The sequence below is a fragment of the Citrobacter sp. Res13-Sevr-PEB04-36 genome (assembly GCF_015672735.1).
Taxonomy (GTDB): Bacteria; Pseudomonadota; Gammaproteobacteria; order Enterobacterales; family Enterobacteriaceae; genus Citrobacter.
This window is the reverse complement of record NZ_JADABY010000028.1, coordinates 1-16,031: the sequence shown is the minus strand read 5'-3', so window position 1 is coordinate 16,031 and position 16,031 is coordinate 1. Positions and strand designations below refer to the sequence as shown.

Sequence of the window (16,031 nt, the reverse complement as noted above, 5' to 3'; positions counted from 1 at the left end):
GGTGCATTTTTAAAAGTCTTTTAACAAGGAATAAAAATGAGAACCTTACTGACCTCTACTGCGCTGGTCATGTGCGCAGGAATGGCCTGCGCGCAGGCTGCTGAAAATAATGACTGGCACTTTAATATCGGTGCTATGTATGAAATTGAAAATGTCGAAGGTTATGGCGAAGATATGGATGGATTGGCCGAGCCATCCGTTTATTTCAATGCAGCAAATGGCCCGTGGAAAATATCTATAGCCTATTACCAGGAGGGGCCGGTTGATTATAGTGAAGGTAAACGCGGTACCTGGTTTGATCGCCCGGAACTGGAAGTTCGTTACCAATTCCTTGAAAGTGATAACCTGAATTTCGGTTTGACCGGAGGTTTCCGTAATTACGGTTATCACTATGTTGATGAACCGGGTAAAGACACCGCCAATATGCAGCGCTGGAAAGTACAGCCGGACTGGGATGTTAAACTTACCGACGATCTACGTTTCAGTGGATGGTTGGCGATGTACCAGTTCGTCAATGATTTAAGTACTACCGGTTACTCAGACAGTCGCGTCGAAAGTGAAAGCGGGTTGAATTATACCTTTAACGAAACGGTGGGCCTGACGGTAAATTATTATCTTGAGCGCGGTTTCAATATGGATAAGTCGCGTAATAATGGCGAATTTTCCACGCAGGAAATCCGTGCATATTTACCTTTGTCATTTGGCAATACCACATTGACACCCTACACCCGACTGGGTCTCGACCGCTGGTCTAACTGGGACTGGCAGGATGACCCGGAACGTGAAGGCCACGACTTTAATCGACTCGGTTTGCTGTATGCGTATGATTTCGATAATGGCCTCTCGATGTCGCTGGAATATGCCTATGAATGGGAAAACCATGATGAAGGCGAAAGCGACAGATTCCATTATGCGGGTATAGGCGTAAACTACGCATTCTAAAATGCACTGGGGCATTATTATGCCCCATTCTTACACCAGTGAGTCGGCCAGCGATATTTGGGTGCTCACTGTGATATCCTGCAATCCTTTCTCACCTGCGATCAGCTTAAATAATAAATTACAGCTTTGTTCACCTAACTGCTGGGTGGGCACATCAATTCCCCCCGGCACCGGCGTCAGCATAAAAGACAGTAGTTCATTGCTGTAACCCACAACGGCAAGTTGTTGCGGGATGTTAATATTTTTCTCTGCCGCTACACGATATAAACTCATTAATTTCAAACTGTCTGTAGCAAATACCGCATCAGGCAACGGTTGCTGGCTGAGCAATTTCTGCGAAGCGAGCAGGGCTGTTTCATGGGTATAACCGCCATCGATAATCCACTCGTCACATATTTCAATATTATGTGCTTGCAGGCTGGCTTTATAACCATTGACGCGGTCAATGGAAACGTGAACGTCAAGGGGCGCATGCAAGCAGGCAATATTGCGGTGACCACTCTCTATGAGCGCGTTTGTCAGTGTAATACTGTCGCAGAAATTGTCAGTATCTACAGAGTAGACATTGGAGTATTCGCCTTCAACTTTACCAATGACAACGACAGGAACGTTGTATTTATTTAAACGCGCAAAAAATGACTCATCAGCTGGAGAACTCAGCATAATGATGCCTTTGATCAGTTTTTGCTTAATTTTACTTTCACATTTCTGTAAGTCGTCTTCGGTGCTCCGTGATGTCTGTAATATGACATCAAAACCGACTTCCTCCGCCTTGGCTGTAATGGCATGCAGGACTTCTGAGAAAAAAGGATTTCCGGCAGTGGTTTTTGCCGAACGGGTAGAGATCACCATTATTGCGTCAAACCCGGATGAAGTGAGTGCACGCGCCAGTTTATTGGGTTGGTACTCTAACTCATCAATGGCGCGCAGGACTTTTTCTTTCGCTTCAGGCGAGATGTTGGTTTGCTTATTGAGCACGCGTGATACGGTGGATTTTGATACGCCAGCGGCGCGTGCAATATCATAAATGGTAGGAGACATAGATCCCAAGCTCCGTCCGAGAGTCAATGGCGCACATCTTATGAAGTTAATTGCCGAATGACAACAATCTCAGGATTTTGGCCGTATGATGATAAAGCAAACGCAATATTTTCTTAAGATCTGACGTATAGTGTTATGGTGAAAGTCAACCAACACTCAGGACGATACTATGTTGAGAAAAGGGGTATTTGCGCTAGCGTTGCTCATCGGTATGCCAGTTTTAGCTGCGGAACATTGGATTGATGTCCGCGTACCTGAGCAATACCAGCAGGAACATGTTCAGGGAGCCGTCAACATTCCCTTAAAAGATCTCAAAGCGCAAATCGCGTCTGAGGTTCCTGACAAGACCGACACCGTGAAGCTGTACTGTAATTCCGGGCGGCAGTCAGGACAGGCGAAAGATATGCTTACCGAGATGGGATACACGCAGGTGACGAACGAAGGGGGGATCAAAAACATTGACCTTCCGAAAGTAGAGACGAAATAATCCGCGCGATTTCCTTCTGATACAGGTGGCATCAATCATGCCACCTGATATACCTCAGGTAGTTGATAAATAACAATTGACCCCTATCTTTACTTCCTGTCTGTTATAATTTCTACGGTTCCTTCAGCATAACGGGATGGCGATGAAGCGACTTAAAAATGAACTCAATTCGCTGGTTAATCGCGGCGTGGACCGGCATCTGCGTCTGGCTGTCACCGGGCTTAGCCGCAGTGGTAAGACGGCGTTTATCACCGCGATGGTAAACCAGTTACTCAATATTCATGCCGGCGCTCGTCTGCCGTTGCTCAGCGCGGTGCGTGAAGAGCGTCTGCTCGGCGTGAAACGGGTACCACAACGTGATTTTGGCATTCCGCGCTTTACCTATGATGAAGGGCTGGCCCAGTTGTATGGCGCTCCACCGACCTGGCCGACGCCGACGCGCGGCGTGAGCGAGATTCGTCTGGCGTTGCGTTACAAGTCCAATGACTCATTGCTGCGCCATTTTAAAGACACCTCCACGTTATACCTCGAAATCGTTGATTATCCGGGAGAATGGCTGCTCGATTTACCGATGCTGGCGCAGGATTACCTGAGCTGGTCGCGACAAATGACCGGATTATTGCAGGGCCAGCGGGCAGAATGGTCGGCAAAATGGCGACAGTTAAGTCAGGGATTAGATCCCTTAGCGCCCGCCGATGAAAATCGTCTGGCGGAGATTGCTGCCGCCTGGACGGACTATCTGCATCAGTGTAAGCAGCAGGGGATGCATTTTATTCAGCCTGGACGTTTTGTTCTGCCGGGCGATATGGCGGGCGCACCCGCGTTGCAGTTTTTCCCATGGCCGGATGTTGACGCTTATGGTGAATCGAAACTGGCGCAGGCTGATAAGCACACCAATGCTGGCATGCTGCGCGATCGGTTCAATTACTACTGCGAGAAAGTGGTGAAGGGGTTTTATAAGAATCACTTTCTGCGCTTTGACCGTCAGATTGTGCTGGTCGATTGCCTGCAACCGCTTAACAGCGGACCTCAGGCGTTTAACGATATGCGACTGGCGCTGACACAACTGATGCAAAGCTTTCATTATGGTCAGCGCACGTTGTTCCGGAGGCTGTTCTCGCCGGTGATCGATAAGTTGCTGTTCGCTGCCACCAAGGCCGACCACGTGACGGTCGATCAGCACGCTAATATGGTGTCGTTGTTGCAGCAATTGATTCAGGACGCCTGGCAAAACGCCGCGTTTGAAGGCATCAGCATGGATTGCCTGGGGCTGGCGTCGGTACAGGCCACCACCAGCGGATTGATCGATGTAAAAGGCGAGAAGATCCCGGCACTGCGCGGGAACCGTCTGAGCGATGGTGCGCCGCTGACCGTCTATCCGGGGGAAGTACCTGCTCGTTTACCAGGTCAGGCGTTTTGGGATAGCCAGGGCTTCCAGTTTGAAGCGTTTCGCCCGCAGGTCATGGATGTGGATAAACCCTTACCGCACATTCGTCTTGATGCCGCGCTGGAGTTTTTAATAGGAGATAAATTGCGATGAGCGAGCCGTTAAAACCGCGTATCGATTTCTCAGGACCGCTGGACGTCGATCAACGTCCGGCCTTTAAAGCGCAGCAGATGTTCGACGATACGCAAGCGCAGACTTTTTCTCCGGCTCAGTTGGATGAGCCGCTGGCAGATGAAGGACAGGCCGAAGCGGTCATTGATGCCGCTTTACGTCCGAAGCGTAGCCTGTGGCGCAAAATGGTGATGAGTGGGCTGGCATTGTTTGGCGTCAGCGTAGTCGCACAGGGCGTGCAGTGGACGATGAATGCCTGGCAGACGCAGGACTGGGTTGCACTGGGTGGGTGTGTCGCCGGGGCGCTGATCGTTGGCGCGGGTGTCGGTTCGGTGGCAACGGAGTGGCGTCGGCTGTGGCGTTTGCGCCAGCGCGCGCACGAACGCGATGAAGCGCGGGATTTACTCCATAGTCACGGCACCGGCAAAGGACGCGCATTTTGTGAAAAGCTGGCACAGCAGGCGGGTATCGACCAGTCTCATCCGGCGCTACAGCGCTGGTATGCCTCTATACATGAAACGCAAAACGATCGTGAAGTGGTGAGCCTGTATGCGCATCTGGTTCAGCCGGTACTGGATGCGCAGGCGCGGCGCGAAATCAGCCGCTCGGCGGCGGAATCTACGTTGATGATCGCCGTCAGCCCGCTGGCGCTGGTGGACATGGCGTTTATCGCCTGGCGAAATTTGCGACTGATTAACCGTATTGCGACGCTGTACGGCATCGAACTGGGTTATTACAGCCGCTTGCGCCTGTTTCGCCTGGTATTGCTGAATATCGCCTTCGCCGGGGCCAGTGAGCTGGTTCGTGAAGTGGGTATGGACTGGATGTCGCAGGATCTGGCGGCGCGTTTATCCACGCGTGCTGCCCAGGGTATTGGCGCCGGGTTGTTAACGGCGCGTCTGGGAATTAAAGCGATGGAGCTTTGCCGTCCGCTCCCGTGGATTGACGACGATAAACCGCGTCTCGGTGATTTCCGTCGCCAGTTGATAACGCAGGTCAAAGAGACCGTGCAAAAGAATACACCTTCTCGTGAAAGCTGAGTAAAAATGGGCGCCGATCGTATAACTTTACGCCCAGGCGCCTAATTTTCCAGCGCGCTGTCAATATTTGTTGACAGAATCCTTCCTGCTAACGAAATACTGGCTTATCATCTAACACATGATCCCTTGTTCAGGTGAAGGTTCCCATGCGTCTGGAAGTGTTTTGTGAAGACCGACTTGGTCTGACCCGCGAATTACTCGATTTACTGGTGCTTCGAGGCATTGACTTACGCGGTATCGAGATCGACCCCATCGGGCGAATCTACCTTAATTTTGCAGAACTGGAGTTCACTAACTTCAGCAGCCTGATGGCTGAAATCCGCCGTATTGCCGGGGTTACGGATGTACGAACCGTGCCCTGGATGCCTTCTGAACGCGAACACCTGGCGCTGAGTGCGCTGCTTGAAGCGCTGCCTGAACCGGTCCTCTCCCTGGACATGAAAAGCAAGGTGGAGATGGCGAACCCGGCAAGCTGCCATCTTTTTGCCCACACTCAGGATCGTATGCGTAACCATACGGCGGCGCAGCTCATCAATGGCTTTAACTTCCAGCGCTGGCTGGAGAGCAACCCGCAGGATTCTCACAGCGAGCATGTCGTCATTAATGGACAGAATTTCCTGATGGAAATTACCCCCGTCCATTTGCAGGGTGAAAATCAGGAACAGATGTTAACCGGTGCCGTGGTCATGCTGCGTTCCACCATCCGGATGGGGCGTCAGTTGCAAAATATGACCACCCAGGATCTGAGCGCCTTTAGCCAGATTATTGCCGTTAGCGCCAAAATGAAACACGTGGTAGAGCAGGCGCGTAAACTGGCCATGCTGAGCGCACCGTTGCTGATTACCGGCAATACCGGGACGGGTAAAGATCTGTTTGCCCATGCTTGCCATCTGGCGAGCCCGCGTGCGGCTAAACCCTATCTGGCGCTGAACTGCGCGTCGATCCCTGAAGATGCGGTGGAAAGTGAGCTGTTTGGCCACGCAGGGGAAGGTAAAAAAGGTTTCTTTGAGCAGGCTAACGGTGGTTCGGTACTGTTGGATGAAATTGGCGAAATGTCGCCGAGTATGCAGACTAAATTACTGCGTTTTCTTAACGACGGGACCTTCCGCCGCGTTGGTGAAGATCATGAAGTGCATGTCGATGTTCGCGTGATTTGCGCCACGCAAAAGAATCTGGTGGAACTGGTGCAGAAAGGCTTGTTCCGTGAAGATCTCTATTATCGCCTGAACGTGCTGACGCTCAACCTGCCGCCGCTGCGCGATTGTCCGCAAGACATTATGCCGCTCACCGAGCTGTTTGTGGCGCGTTTTGCCGACGAACAGGGCGTACCGCGCCCGAAACTGTCCGCCGATCTCAGTACGGTGTTAACCCGCTACGGTTGGCCGGGCAACGTGCGCCAGTTGAAAAATGCTATCTACCGGGCGTTAACCCAGCTTGAAGGTTATGAACTACGTCCGCAGGATATCTTATTACCGGATTATGATGCAGCGACGGTGGCGGTTGGAGAAGAGGTGATGGAAGGGTCGCTGGATGAAATTACCAGCCGCTTCGAGCGCTCTGTCCTGACGCAGCTGTATATGAATTATCCCAGCACGCGCAAACTGGCTAAACGGCTTGGCGTTTCCCATACGGCGATCGCCAATAAGTTACGTGAATACGGCCTGAGCCAGCAGAAAAAAAGCGAAGAGTAATGATGTAAATGAAAATGCCTCCGAACCGAACGGAGGCATTTTTGTCTGCAGGGCGACTTAGGCTTTCAGTACATCCAGAGCGGCAGCATAGTCTGGCTCGTTGGTGATTTCATTGACCAACTGGCTGAAAATGACGTTGTCATTCTCGTCGATAACCACCACGGCACGCGCGGCCAGGCCCTTCAGTGGGCCTTCGGCGATTTCAACGCCGTAGTTTTTCAGGAATTCCGCGCTACGCAGGGTGGACAGGGTGATCACGTTGCTCAGACCTTCCGCGCCACAAAAGCGAGAGTGGGCGAATGGCAGGTCGGCTGAAATACACAGTACGACGGTATTGTCGATTTCTGTCGCCAGTTGGTTAAACTTACGTACCGATGCCGCACAGACGCCGGTATCGATGCTTGGGAAAATATTCAGCACTTTGCGCTTGCCGGCAAACTGGCCCAGCGTAACGTCAGCCAGGTCTTTAGCCACAAGGGTAAAAGCCTGCGCTTTGCTACCCGCCTGAGGAATGGAGCCGGCAACGGCAACCGGGTTGCCCTGGAAATGAACGGTTTGTGACATGGTTATCTTCCTGTTTACATATAGTTAACGTCAAGGTTAGTTTATGCCATCAACAGTTAACACGGCAAACGCTATTTGCGGATATCCACTTCCGGGACTGCATAAGGAAAACAAATGAGAACAGTGAAGGTATATGAGGAAGCCTGGCCGTTACACACCCCGTTTGTAATTGCTCGTGGCAGCAGGACCGAAGCGCACGTGGTGGTGGTCGAACTGGAAGAAAACGGCGTGAAGGGGATCGGCGAGTGTACGCCGTATCCTCGCTATGGCGAGAGCGATGCCTCGGTACTGGCGCAAATTATGAGTATTGCCCCACAACTGGAAAACGGACTGACGCGCGAAGATTTACAGAAGTTGTTGCCCGCCGGTGCCGCACGTAATGCCGTTGACTGCGCACTGTGGGATTTAAGCGCCCGGCAACAGCAGCAAACGCTGGCTGAGAGAGTTGGTGTCGAACTGAGCGCGATGGTGACGACGGCACAGACGGTGGTGATTGGCACGCCGGAACAGATGGCGGCAAGCGCTGCCGCCCTGTGGGAGAACGGGGCGACGCTGCTGAAAGTCAAGCTGGATGCACGCTTAATCAGTGAACGTATGGTCGCTATTCGTTCGGCTGTTCCTGATGCCACGCTGATTGTTGATGCCAATGAATCGTGGCGTGCCGAAGGTCTGGCCGCACGCTGTCAGCTATTGGCTGATTTAGGCGTTGCCATGTTGGAGCAACCGCTACCCGCTCAGGATGATGCCGCGCTGGAGAATTTTGTGCATCCGTTGCCTATCTGTGCTGATGAAAGCTGCCATACTCGCAGCAGCCTGAAATCGCTGCACGGACGTTATGAGATGGTGAACATTAAGCTGGATAAAACCGGCGGTCTGACGGAAGCGCTGGCATTGGCTACCGAAGCCCGCGAACAGGGTTTTGCGTTGATGCTGGGATGCATGCTGTGCACATCTCGCGCCATTAACGCTGCCTTACCGCTGACGCCGCAGGTCAGTTTTGCCGATCTCGACGGTCCGACCTGGCTTGCGAACGATGCGCAGCCTGCTCTGAATTTTACGACAGGGCAGCTCCATCTTTAGGGTGCCAGCGCAGCAGATTGGACATTGCCAACAGATATTTTTCGCTGGCTTCATCTGAAGAGATGGGGGGGAACTCTGCAGTAATGCAGTGTAGGTTCAGGTCGGCACACCAGCTACCAAATGATCCTGGCGTTTCATAACCCACGCTGGTGACGAGGGGGAGTTCAAACCCTCGCGCCAGCCACTCGCCCAGTTCGCTGTGCCTCGGATCTTCAATACAGGCCAGTGGGTCGTGAAATGACACCACCCAGGCGGGATGAATACGGTGAATCAACTGACACAGTGCCTGGGTTTCCGGCTCAGAACCTGGATGGTCGCCTGTCAACAGCACCACATCGCGTTCTTCTGCACTACTGTTCCATCGATAGACCGTTTCACCAGCCTTCCAGTTCGCCGCCGGGAAATTGCGGTTGAGATCAACCCCGTTAGCATTAGCACGCAGACCAAGCTGGCAGCCATCAGGGTTTACCGCCAGTACCACATGGTGACGGCGCAGGGAAGGGTTAAGCGTACGCAAGGCACAGGACAGCGTTACGATTGATGAGTTTTCATCACCGTGGGTACCCGCCAGAATCAGGCCGCTTTCACGATCGGCAGCCGGCGCGGGAAACCAGATTAACGGGGCACCTAACAATGAACGTCCGTAATGTTCGGTTCCTGGTGGAAATGCGCCGCGCTCGGCACGGGGACGGGTAACGGTCATAGTCATCTCTGAAAACATAAATTGTTATTCGTATCCGCAGTGTTGTGCAAAATGTATGGATAATCAAATCGTTTTCACACACTTATCTTTTCCGGTGTAATATCACTTTCTTGTCGGAAGTTAATTGCATTTCCTGCTGGCGATACAAATAATTACACATTCACTTAATGGCCAGATTTGAGGGTATCTTATGCGGCATTCTGTTCCAGTAACCTGTTGTGCGCTGTTGGTTAGCAGCATTTCCTTGTCCTGGGCTGCGGATGTACCCAGCGGTACGGTACTGGCAGAGAAACAAGAACTGGTACGTCATATCAAAGATGAACCTGCCTCGCTCGATCCAGCCAAGGCCGTGGGACTGCCTGAGATTCAGGTCATTCGTGATTTATTTGAAGGGCTGGTTAACCAAAACGAAAAGGGCGAAATTGTGCCTGGCGTTGCCACCCAGTGGAAGAGTAACGATAACCGCGTCTGGACGTTTACGCTGCGTGATAATGCCAAATGGGCCGACGGTACGCCGGTAACGGCGCAAGATTTTGTGTATAGCTGGCAGCGTCTGGTGGATCCGAAAACACTGTCTCCTTTTGCCTGGTTTGCGGCGCTGGCTGGGATCAATAATGCGCAGGCGATTATCGATGGTAAAGCCACTCCTGATACACTGGGTGTTAGCGCGGTAGATGGCAGAACCTTAAGAATTCAGCTGGATAAGCCGCTGCCGTGGTTTGCGAATTTAACGGCTAACTTTGCGTTTTATCCGGTCCAGAAAGCCAATGTTGAAAGTGGTAAAGAGTGGACGAGACCGGGTCATTTAATCGGGAATGGTGCGTATGTATTGAAAGACCGCGTGGTTAACGAAAAATTGGTGGTGGTACCGAATACGCATTATTGGGACAACGCCAAAACCGTGCTGCAAAAAGTGACCTTCCTGCCGATTAACCAGGAGTCTGCGGCGACCAAACGCTATCTGGCTGGTGATATTGATATAACAGAATCCTTCCCGAAAAACATGTATCAGAAATTGTTGAAGGATATTCCGGGACAAGTTTATACACCACCGCAGCTCGGCACCTATTATTATGCGTTTAATACCCAGAAAGGTCCGACGGCCGATTCACGCGTGCGTCTGGCGCTCAGTATGACTATCGATCGTCGCCTGATGGCGGAAAAAGTTCTCGGGACCGGCGAAAAACCGGCCTGGCATTTTACCCCTGACGTCACGGCAGGATTCACGCCTGAACCTTCACCGTTTGAGCAAATGAGTCAGGAAGAGCTGAACGCGCAGGCGAAGACGCTGCTGCGGGCGGCGGGCTATGGACCGCAAAAACCGCTGAATCTGACGCTGCTGTATAATACTTCAGAAAACCACCAGAAGATTGCCATTGCTGTTGCATCGATGTGGAAGAAAAATCTGGGCGTTGATGTGAAGTTGCAGAACCAGGAATGGAAAACGTATATCGACAGCCGCAATACGGGTAATTTCGATGTTATCCGCGCCTCCTGGGTGGGTGATTATAATGAACCGTCTACCTTCCTGTCGTTATTAACCTCGACCCACACGGGCAATATTTCGCGGTTTAATAATCCAGCGTACGATAAAGTGCTGACCCAGGTAACAATGGAAAACACCGAAAAAGCCCGTAATGCAGACTATAACGCGGCAGAAAAAATCCTGATGGAGCAGGCGCCCATTGCACCGATCTATCAGTACACCAACGGTCGTTTAATTAAGCCATGGCTGAAAGGGTATCCGATTACCAACCCTGAAGATGTGGCATACAGCCGCAGCATGTATATTGTGAAGCACTGATGCGTACTGACCTCATGCTGGCATCAGGTAACCATCGCTAAACCCTGAACTGGCGCGGCTTGCAGCGCCAGTTTCTACTTCTGACCATCTCCCTCCATAGCAGAAAACATCACTTTTCTGACGGTATTTTTGACGTATTCAACGAAAAAACGGTTGCGGTAAATTGCGGATTATACCGTCACACCTTCCCTGAAATGACGGTAGATTTGAGCAGAGGATACCGTCATGCTGACTGATACCAAGCTTAAGCATCTGAAAGCCAAAGAGAAAAAATACAAGACTGCAGACCGTGACGGCCTGTATGTTTTGGTTACGCCTGCAGGATCGGTGACATTTCGGTACGATTACCGAATAATAATCGGCGTGAAACGCTGACCATCGGGCGGTATGGCCCTGAAGGAATTAACCTTGTTGAAGCAAGAGGAAAGCTGGCGGAAGCTAAAAAACTCATCACTGCTGGTATTTCTCCAGCGATTAAAAAGCAGCAGGCAAAGCAGGAGATAAGAAAGGCGCTAAGTTTCAGGGAATATGAGAAACACTGGCGTAAAACCTGGAATGTTGCTGAAAGTACCAGAGCTCTCAGATTATCCATTATGGATAAAGAAGTGTTGCCTTATTTTGGTAAGCGAACCCTCAAAGAGATCAGCCCAACTGACCTCCGCATCCTGTGCGAAGAAATCCGCGATCGCGGCGCACCGTCCACTGCTCTGAATGTCAGACATCTGGTCAGTAAGGTCTTTGAGTTTGCCATTGATCGTGGCGTTGAGGTTGATAATCCCGCATTACGTGTAAAGGCAAAGTCGATTGCCTCGTTTAAACCAAAAGAGCGTGCATTAAGCGAACGGGAGATTGGTGTGTTCTTTAACGCACTGGCGCGTACCGGGGTTGCTCAGACGATCCAGATGTCAGTTAAATTTGTCCTTCTGACATTACTGCGAAAGCGGGAATCAGCCTGCTGAAGCGGCTTAAAGCGACGTACCAGCGGGCGAAAACCATCACGCTGATCGTGGACAACTACATTATCCACAAAAGCCGGGAAACACAGTGCTGGCTGAAGGAGAACCCGAAGTTCAGGGTGATTTATCAGCCGGTTTACTCGCCATGGGTGAATCATATGGAACGGCTATGGCAGGCACTTCACGACACAAAAACGCGCAATCATCAGTGCCGTTCAATGTGGCAACAGTTGACAAAAGTTCACCACTTTATGGAAACCCTGGCTGATGTTTTACGGCTCCGTTGGTGTGCTGGGTGCTGGGTGCTGGGTGCTGGGTGCTGTAGCGATGGCATGGCTGCCGTTACTGAAAACGTTATCGGCTGCCCATACTCGTCAGTCCCTGATGCGTTTTGCTGCGATGCTGGTGGTGGCTATCGTCGTGGTGCGTTTACTGGCGCAACCGGCATACATGAGCTATCTGGCGAACGTCAGTCTGAGTGGCATCGTAACATTGCCGCACCAGCCGTTGGATGCCTTTAACCAGTTAAACAGCTTGCGCCTGTTCACCTGGACCGTATCGGTTATCGGTTCTTTGTTGTTCGCCGTTAGCGCATGGCGTAACCGCAGCGCCGGGCTACTGGTTGGGGGTTTGCTGCTGCTGGTGTCAGAAGTGTTGTTCCGCTTTATTTTCTTCTGCATTAGCTGACTATGTTATTGCGTTTAACTCAGCCTTCCATGAAGCCCCGCGTGGGGGCTTCATGCTTACGAAAGCAGTTTCCCCGCCATACATGTCAAGTGTGCGTGGCGGCCTGCCCGGTTAATGCAATCGCGTTATCTGCGACAGGGCCCGAGCTGAACGACGACGAGTGTGTTCGTTGTGGTCACTGCTTGTTTGTTTGCCCGGTCGATGCGCTGCAAAATTTACAGCCAGTAAACCGTCACTACAAAGCTTTTACTTTAGTCGCGCCGTTTTCCCTGCTGGCACCGTCAATGGCTGAGCTACTGATGTGGCATTACCAACACCATATTCGCGCGGTGGAACTGGATATGGACCGTTACCCCAGTTGGGCGCGGGCGGTTGCCGCGTTAAACATCCGATTACGGGAGCTGAATGCCCCTGTCTGGCTGATCCTTCCACCACAACTGAAAGCAGCTAATGTGGTGCGTCGACGCTTACTGCAAACCCGAGAGGCTGACGTTAAGTCAGCTGCCGTTGCCTCCGGGTGGCGGGAAAGGCACCAGGCGTTCTCTGCGGTGAGTGAATATCAACTGTCGTTCGTTCCCTCGCAATGTATCCTGTGCGGCGCCTGCGCCAGAGCCTGCCCGGAAAAGGCGATACGCTTTACCGATGAGGCGTTTGAGTACTCATCGTCATTGTGTTCTGGTTGTGATACTTGTGCTGTAGTGTGCCCCGTGCAGGTCATTCATATCGAAAACTTGTCGGGTGAAAACACCGAGTCACGCTTTCCATACACCGAGAAATCCTGTCATTGCTGTCAGCGCAAATTTTATACTTTTAATCCTGAGACTGAATGTTGTTATATTTGTCAGCGGCATTCGTATGGCATGCGCGAGGCATAAAAAGGGCAGCCTGGAAAATGTAAATGCCCTACGCCAGGTATCGCACCCGCTTTTTTCTTATTCTTCCGGAGGTTGATGTTCCCGACAAATTAGCTTTGCATCATCCTCACTCAGTGGTTCCTTCGTCAGATTACAAAATCCCTGACCCTTCATTTTTTGATAAAACCGACAGCTGTGACACAGACCAAAGCCCGGTACATTGTGGTTGCGCTGAATCTCTCTTAACAATTCGAACAGCAGTTCTTTTAGCTGCGTCGCGCGTTCGCCCATCGCTGATTCACCCGCCACTAAAAACGTGGGGGGAAGCAGGGCGTCCAGTAAGGTGTTGGCCGACTCGGTTAATTGCAGATGAACGCTGCGTTTGTCCCGAGCATCCTGTGTGCGCGCAATCAACCCTTTTGACTCCAGTAGTTTAAGTGATTGTGACACGGTGCCTTTAGTGAGTCCGAGATAGTCGGTCACGCCGAGCGGGGTATTGGAATAGCGGTTGCAGCGCGCCAGATACATTAACGCGCTGAGCTGTACCGGCTGAAGATCCGTCAGTAAAGGATGCTGGCGAAACCACATCCGCATCAGGCTGGAAAGCCTGTCCATAACGTCGAAAAGTGACATGTCGTGCATAACAAAATCCTCCTCGGCATATAGTATCGACTAAAAACTATATTGACAAAGAATAAAACCGGCGTAGCATGGATTATAGTATCGAATCGATACTATAATCCAAAGGAGAGGTATTATGAGCAAAGCCCGTTTTTATCATGCCGGCTGTCCGGTGTGCGTGTCCGCGGAGCAAACGCTGTTACAACATCTGTCCCCTGATGTGGAGGTTGATGTCATTCATCTGGGAGAACAACCTGCGAGGGTGGCGGAGGCTGAGTTGGCTGGCGTGAAGTCTGTTCCGGCGCTGGTGATCGACGGCAACGTACTGCATATCAACTTTGGTGCCCCCATCGAGGCGCTGAAATAGTACAAAGCGTTCGGGACATTGCGCTGGCAATTTCCCGAACATCATAGCAAACAGGAAAGGGGCCATGATGTATTCTGCAGAAAAGTATCACCCTGTTGATTGCGATCTTCATGATTATCTGGAGATTGCCTGTTTGTACCGCTATATGCTGCGTATTGAGCTAACTGACGGCACGGTTTTTGATGCCAGAGCGGTTACGACACGAACAACGATAGAGAAAGAGGAATATCTGGTGGTTGAAAGGCAGGCAAACTCGCAAAACATCCGTCTGGATTGTCTGTCAGCTATCACCGCATTAACGGCAGGGGCGAAGTTTAGCACCGTACTATTTGCTTCCATTTCTCGTTGAAGTAACAGAGATTGATGTTATACGGTATAAATCCGGATGTCGTGTGCCTGAAAAGCGGAGCCGTACTGTTTGCTAATATTTTCCTCAACTACTATCACATCGATCTCGCTGCTTTGGGCCACCACATAGCGGGCCACAGCGGGGATCTTATCTGCCGTTAGCGCGACAATGGTTTCATTACACTGCTTAATCACCGCTTTCTTAAACTCACAGTCGGCATAATCAAACCCGGTTAACCCGGATTCCGGTGCCATTGCGCAGCCGCCAATAAATCCCTGGTCAAACAAAATTTCCTGCACCTGGGTTATCGCTGTGGATCCTACACATCCTCCGGATGACCGCTGTATCGGACCACCAAGAATAATGACGTCGTACAACGGTTTCTTGAGTAGAACAGCGGCTATTTCTGGAGAATTCGTCACGATGGTTAAGGCTAGTTCGGCAGGCAAAGCCTCAGCCATCGCCAGATTGGTGGTTCCGCTATCAATAAAGATACAGCTGCCAGATTTGACCAGTCTGGCACAGCGTTGCGCGAGGCTGCTTTTTTTAGCCGTATTTTTCGTTTTCCGCACTGAAATATCTTCAGATTCTGGTAATGAAATTACGGCCCCGCCATACACTTTTTTACAGACGCCTTCTTTGCTAAGTTCATGTAAATCGCGGCGAATAGTGTGCTCTGACACGCCTAGTCGACTGGTAAGCTCGGAACAAACAACCCTGCCGTTTTCCTGCAGGATTTGATAAATCAGCGCCTGGCGCTGTTCCGGGAATGCAGCGTAATCGAGCATAAAAACTCCTGATAAAAATAAATATCGAGCAACAATAAGCATGATTGTGCATTATGACTGATGTTGTCAACATCCCTTAACGGGGCCGTACTGTTATGGATAAATTGAGAAGAGGTTGGTGATGAAGATTGCTCATATGGCGCTGTGGACGCAGGATCTCGAGCGGCAGGCTCATTTTTGGGTCACATTTTTTGGCGGTAAGATTAACGATAAATACCGCAGTAAAACCAATCCTGGATTTGAATCCTATTTTGTCAAAATCGACGAGAGTATCGCGATTGAATTAATGACCAAACCAGGGCTTACCCAGGCGACGCCTGACAATAACACCACCGGATGGGTGCATCTGGCGATCAATGTTGGTGGGGTTGAGAACGTCGATTCAATATCGATGCGTGCCAAAAGGCACGGGATACTCGTCTCCGGCCCGCGAAACACTGGCGACGGTTATTATGAAGCTGTCATCCATGATCCCGATGGTAATTTAATCGAGATTGTG

Annotated in this window: 19 protein-coding genes and 1 pseudogene; 15 read left to right on the top strand and 5 right to left on the bottom strand. The window is 51.1% G+C overall.

The annotated features are described in order from the left end of the window. Positions 1–36: 36 nt before the first annotated feature. Positions 37–942, top strand: a complete 906-nt coding sequence (locus IMQ48_RS07935; protein ID WP_196208591.1) for an OmpG family monomeric porin — start codon at positions 37–39, stop codon at positions 940–942. Between the two features lie 30 nt (positions 943–972). Here the strand turns inward: IMQ48_RS07935 and IMQ48_RS07930 are convergent, their stop codons facing one another. After that, positions 973–1,983, bottom strand: a complete 1,011-nt coding sequence (locus tag IMQ48_RS07930) for a LacI family DNA-binding transcriptional regulator (RefSeq protein ID WP_196208590.1) — start codon at positions 1,981–1,983, stop codon at positions 973–975. A gap of 169 nt (positions 1,984–2,152) precedes the next feature. Here IMQ48_RS07930 and pspE point away from each other — a divergent pair, with 169 nt between their 5' ends. The 4 genes from pspE (at position 2,153) to tyrR (ending at position 6,759) form a co-directional block, all read left to right on the top strand. After that, entirely contained in the window at positions 2,153–2,470 is a 318-nt protein-coding gene (pspE, locus tag IMQ48_RS07925) for a thiosulfate sulfurtransferase PspE (protein WP_196208589.1), read from the top strand. 142 nt (positions 2,471–2,612) lie between these two features. Further along, complete coding sequence (locus IMQ48_RS07920) at positions 2,613–4,010, top strand: YcjX family protein (RefSeq protein ID WP_196208588.1); 1,398 nt, start codon at positions 2,613–2,615, stop codon at positions 4,008–4,010. After that, positions 4,007–5,068: a YcjF family protein gene (locus tag IMQ48_RS07915; protein WP_196208587.1), complete on the top strand. Its 1,062-nt coding sequence runs from the start codon at positions 4,007–4,009 to the stop codon at positions 5,066–5,068. Before IMQ48_RS07920 ends, IMQ48_RS07915 begins: the two co-directional genes overlap by 4 nt. 146 nt (positions 5,069–5,214) lie before the next feature. Beyond that, a complete protein-coding gene (tyrR, locus tag IMQ48_RS07910) occupies positions 5,215–6,759 on the top strand; it encodes a transcriptional regulator TyrR (protein ID WP_196208586.1) in 1,545 nt (514 codons plus the stop codon). 57 nt (positions 6,760–6,816) lie between these two features. Here the strand turns inward: tyrR and tpx are convergent, their stop codons facing one another. Beyond that, complete coding sequence (gene tpx / locus IMQ48_RS07905; protein ID WP_196208585.1) at positions 6,817–7,323, bottom strand: thiol peroxidase; 507 nt, start codon at positions 7,321–7,323, stop codon at positions 6,817–6,819. A gap of 114 nt (positions 7,324–7,437) precedes the next feature. Between tpx and ycjG the strand changes: the two genes are divergently transcribed. Then, the gene (gene ycjG / locus IMQ48_RS07900; RefSeq protein WP_196208584.1) at positions 7,438–8,403 is read left to right on the top strand and encodes an L-Ala-D/L-Glu epimerase; all 966 of its coding nucleotides are present in this window, start codon (positions 7,438–7,440) and stop codon (positions 8,401–8,403) included. Here the strand turns inward: ycjG and mpaA are convergent. Next, positions 8,378–9,106, bottom strand: coding sequence for a murein tripeptide amidase MpaA (gene mpaA / locus IMQ48_RS07895; protein ID WP_196208583.1), 729 nt, complete (start codon positions 9,104–9,106; stop codon positions 8,378–8,380). The two genes, ycjG and mpaA, sit on opposite strands and share 26 nt — an antisense overlap. A 190-nt stretch (positions 9,107–9,296) precedes the next feature. Here mpaA and mppA point away from each other — a divergent pair, with 190 nt between their 5' ends. The 6 genes and pseudogenes from mppA (at position 9,297) to IMQ48_RS07870 (ending at position 13,428) form a co-directional block, all read left to right on the top strand. Continuing rightward, positions 9,297–10,910 (top strand): murein tripeptide ABC transporter substrate-binding protein MppA, encoded by a 1,614-nt coding sequence (mppA, locus tag IMQ48_RS07890; protein WP_196208582.1) that lies wholly within the window; start codon positions 9,297–9,299, stop codon positions 10,908–10,910. Positions 10,911–11,135: 225 nt separating this feature from the next. Then, positions 11,136–11,285: an Arm DNA-binding domain-containing protein gene (locus tag IMQ48_RS23015; RefSeq protein WP_230326329.1), complete on the top strand. Its 150-nt coding sequence runs from the start codon at positions 11,136–11,138 to the stop codon at positions 11,283–11,285. Continuing rightward, positions 11,234–11,869, top strand: a complete 636-nt coding sequence (locus IMQ48_RS07885; RefSeq protein WP_370551835.1) for a tyrosine-type recombinase/integrase — start codon at positions 11,234–11,236, stop codon at positions 11,867–11,869. The genes IMQ48_RS23015 and IMQ48_RS07885 overlap by 52 nt, the downstream gene beginning before the upstream one ends. Beyond that, a pseudogene (locus IMQ48_RS07880) lies at positions 11,857–12,132 on the top strand (transposase); the annotation flags it as partial. The gene IMQ48_RS07885 and the pseudogene IMQ48_RS07880, both read left to right, overlap by 13 nt. A 1-nt stretch (position 12,133) precedes the next feature. After that, on the top strand, positions 12,134–12,553 hold the full coding sequence (locus tag IMQ48_RS07875) for a hypothetical protein (protein ID WP_196208581.1): 420 nt from the start codon (positions 12,134–12,136) through the stop codon (positions 12,551–12,553). A 2-nt stretch (positions 12,554–12,555) separates the two neighbouring features. After that, complete coding sequence (locus IMQ48_RS07870) at positions 12,556–13,428, top strand: 4Fe-4S binding protein (RefSeq protein ID WP_370551834.1); 873 nt, start codon at positions 12,556–12,558, stop codon at positions 13,426–13,428. A 57-nt stretch (positions 13,429–13,485) separates the two neighbouring features. On the opposite strand, the gene IMQ48_RS07865 is transcribed toward IMQ48_RS07870, so the two are convergent. Beyond that, positions 13,486–14,049 carry a MarR family winged helix-turn-helix transcriptional regulator gene (locus tag IMQ48_RS07865; RefSeq protein WP_196208579.1) on the bottom strand — a complete coding sequence of 188 codons (564 nt, stop codon included), beginning with the start codon at positions 14,047–14,049 and terminating at the stop codon, positions 13,486–13,488. 115 nt (positions 14,050–14,164) lie between these two features. On the opposite strand from IMQ48_RS07865, the gene IMQ48_RS07860 reads away from it, so the two are divergent. Both IMQ48_RS07860 and IMQ48_RS07855 read left to right on the top strand, forming a co-directional pair. Next, a complete protein-coding gene (locus tag IMQ48_RS07860; protein WP_096756901.1) occupies positions 14,165–14,395 on the top strand; it encodes a glutaredoxin domain-containing protein in 231 nt (76 codons plus the stop codon). A gap of 64 nt (positions 14,396–14,459) precedes the next feature. Beyond that, the gene (locus IMQ48_RS07855; protein ID WP_230326327.1) at positions 14,460–14,744 is read left to right on the top strand and encodes a Rho-binding antiterminator; all 285 of its coding nucleotides are present in this window, start codon (positions 14,460–14,462) and stop codon (positions 14,742–14,744) included. A 17-nt stretch (positions 14,745–14,761) separates the two neighbouring features. On the opposite strand, the gene IMQ48_RS07850 is transcribed toward IMQ48_RS07855, so the two are convergent. Continuing rightward, on the bottom strand, positions 14,762–15,532 hold the full coding sequence (locus IMQ48_RS07850; RefSeq protein ID WP_196208578.1) for a DeoR/GlpR family DNA-binding transcription regulator: 771 nt from the start codon (positions 15,530–15,532) through the stop codon (positions 14,762–14,764). 121 nt (positions 15,533–15,653) lie between these two features. Here IMQ48_RS07850 and IMQ48_RS07845 point away from each other — a divergent pair. Continuing rightward, a partial coding sequence (locus IMQ48_RS07845) for a VOC family protein (protein WP_196208592.1) occupies positions 15,654–16,031 on the top strand: 378 nt, incomplete at its 3' end.

What these genes read in the sequence shown, in the direction of transcription:
- IMQ48_RS07935 (WP_196208591.1), top strand. Translation starts at nt 37, where the DNA reads ATGAGAACCTTACTGACCTCTACTGCGCTGGTCATGTGCGCAGGAATG.
- IMQ48_RS07860 (WP_096756901.1), top strand. Translation starts at nt 14,165, where the DNA reads ATGAGCAAAGCCCGTTTTTATCATGCCGGCTGTCCGGTGTGCGTGTCC.
- IMQ48_RS07870 (WP_370551834.1), top strand. Translation starts at nt 12,556, where the DNA reads ATGTTATTGCGTTTAACTCAGCCTTCCATGAAGCCCCGCGTGGGGGCT.
- mppA (WP_196208582.1), top strand. Translation starts at nt 9,297, where the DNA reads ATGCGGCATTCTGTTCCAGTAACCTGTTGTGCGCTGTTGGTTAGCAGC.
- IMQ48_RS23015 (WP_230326329.1), top strand. Translation starts at nt 11,136, where the DNA reads ATGCTGACTGATACCAAGCTTAAGCATCTGAAAGCCAAAGAGAAAAAA.
- tyrR (WP_196208586.1), top strand. Translation starts at nt 5,215, where the DNA reads ATGCGTCTGGAAGTGTTTTGTGAAGACCGACTTGGTCTGACCCGCGAA.
- IMQ48_RS07875 (WP_196208581.1), top strand. Translation starts at nt 12,134, where the DNA reads ATGTTTTACGGCTCCGTTGGTGTGCTGGGTGCTGGGTGCTGGGTGCTG.
- tpx (WP_196208585.1), bottom strand. Translation starts at nt 7,323, where the DNA reads ATGTCACAAACCGTTCATTTCCAGGGCAACCCGGTTGCCGTTGCCGGC.
- IMQ48_RS07920 (WP_196208588.1), top strand. Translation starts at nt 2,613, where the DNA reads ATGAAGCGACTTAAAAATGAACTCAATTCGCTGGTTAATCGCGGCGTG.
- IMQ48_RS07865 (WP_196208579.1), bottom strand. Translation starts at nt 14,049, where the DNA reads ATGCACGACATGTCACTTTTCGACGTTATGGACAGGCTTTCCAGCCTG.
- IMQ48_RS07915 (WP_196208587.1), top strand. Translation starts at nt 4,007, where the DNA reads ATGAGCGAGCCGTTAAAACCGCGTATCGATTTCTCAGGACCGCTGGAC.
- pspE (WP_196208589.1), top strand. Translation starts at nt 2,153, where the DNA reads ATGTTGAGAAAAGGGGTATTTGCGCTAGCGTTGCTCATCGGTATGCCA.
- mpaA (WP_196208583.1), bottom strand. Translation starts at nt 9,106, where the DNA reads ATGACCGTTACCCGTCCCCGTGCCGAGCGCGGCGCATTTCCACCAGGA.
- IMQ48_RS07930 (WP_196208590.1), bottom strand. Translation starts at nt 1,983, where the DNA reads ATGTCTCCTACCATTTATGATATTGCACGCGCCGCTGGCGTATCAAAA.
- IMQ48_RS07850 (WP_196208578.1), bottom strand. Translation starts at nt 15,532, where the DNA reads ATGCTCGATTACGCTGCATTCCCGGAACAGCGCCAGGCGCTGATTTAT.
- IMQ48_RS07855 (WP_230326327.1), top strand. Translation starts at nt 14,460, where the DNA reads ATGATGTATTCTGCAGAAAAGTATCACCCTGTTGATTGCGATCTTCAT.
- ycjG (WP_196208584.1), top strand. Translation starts at nt 7,438, where the DNA reads ATGAGAACAGTGAAGGTATATGAGGAAGCCTGGCCGTTACACACCCCG.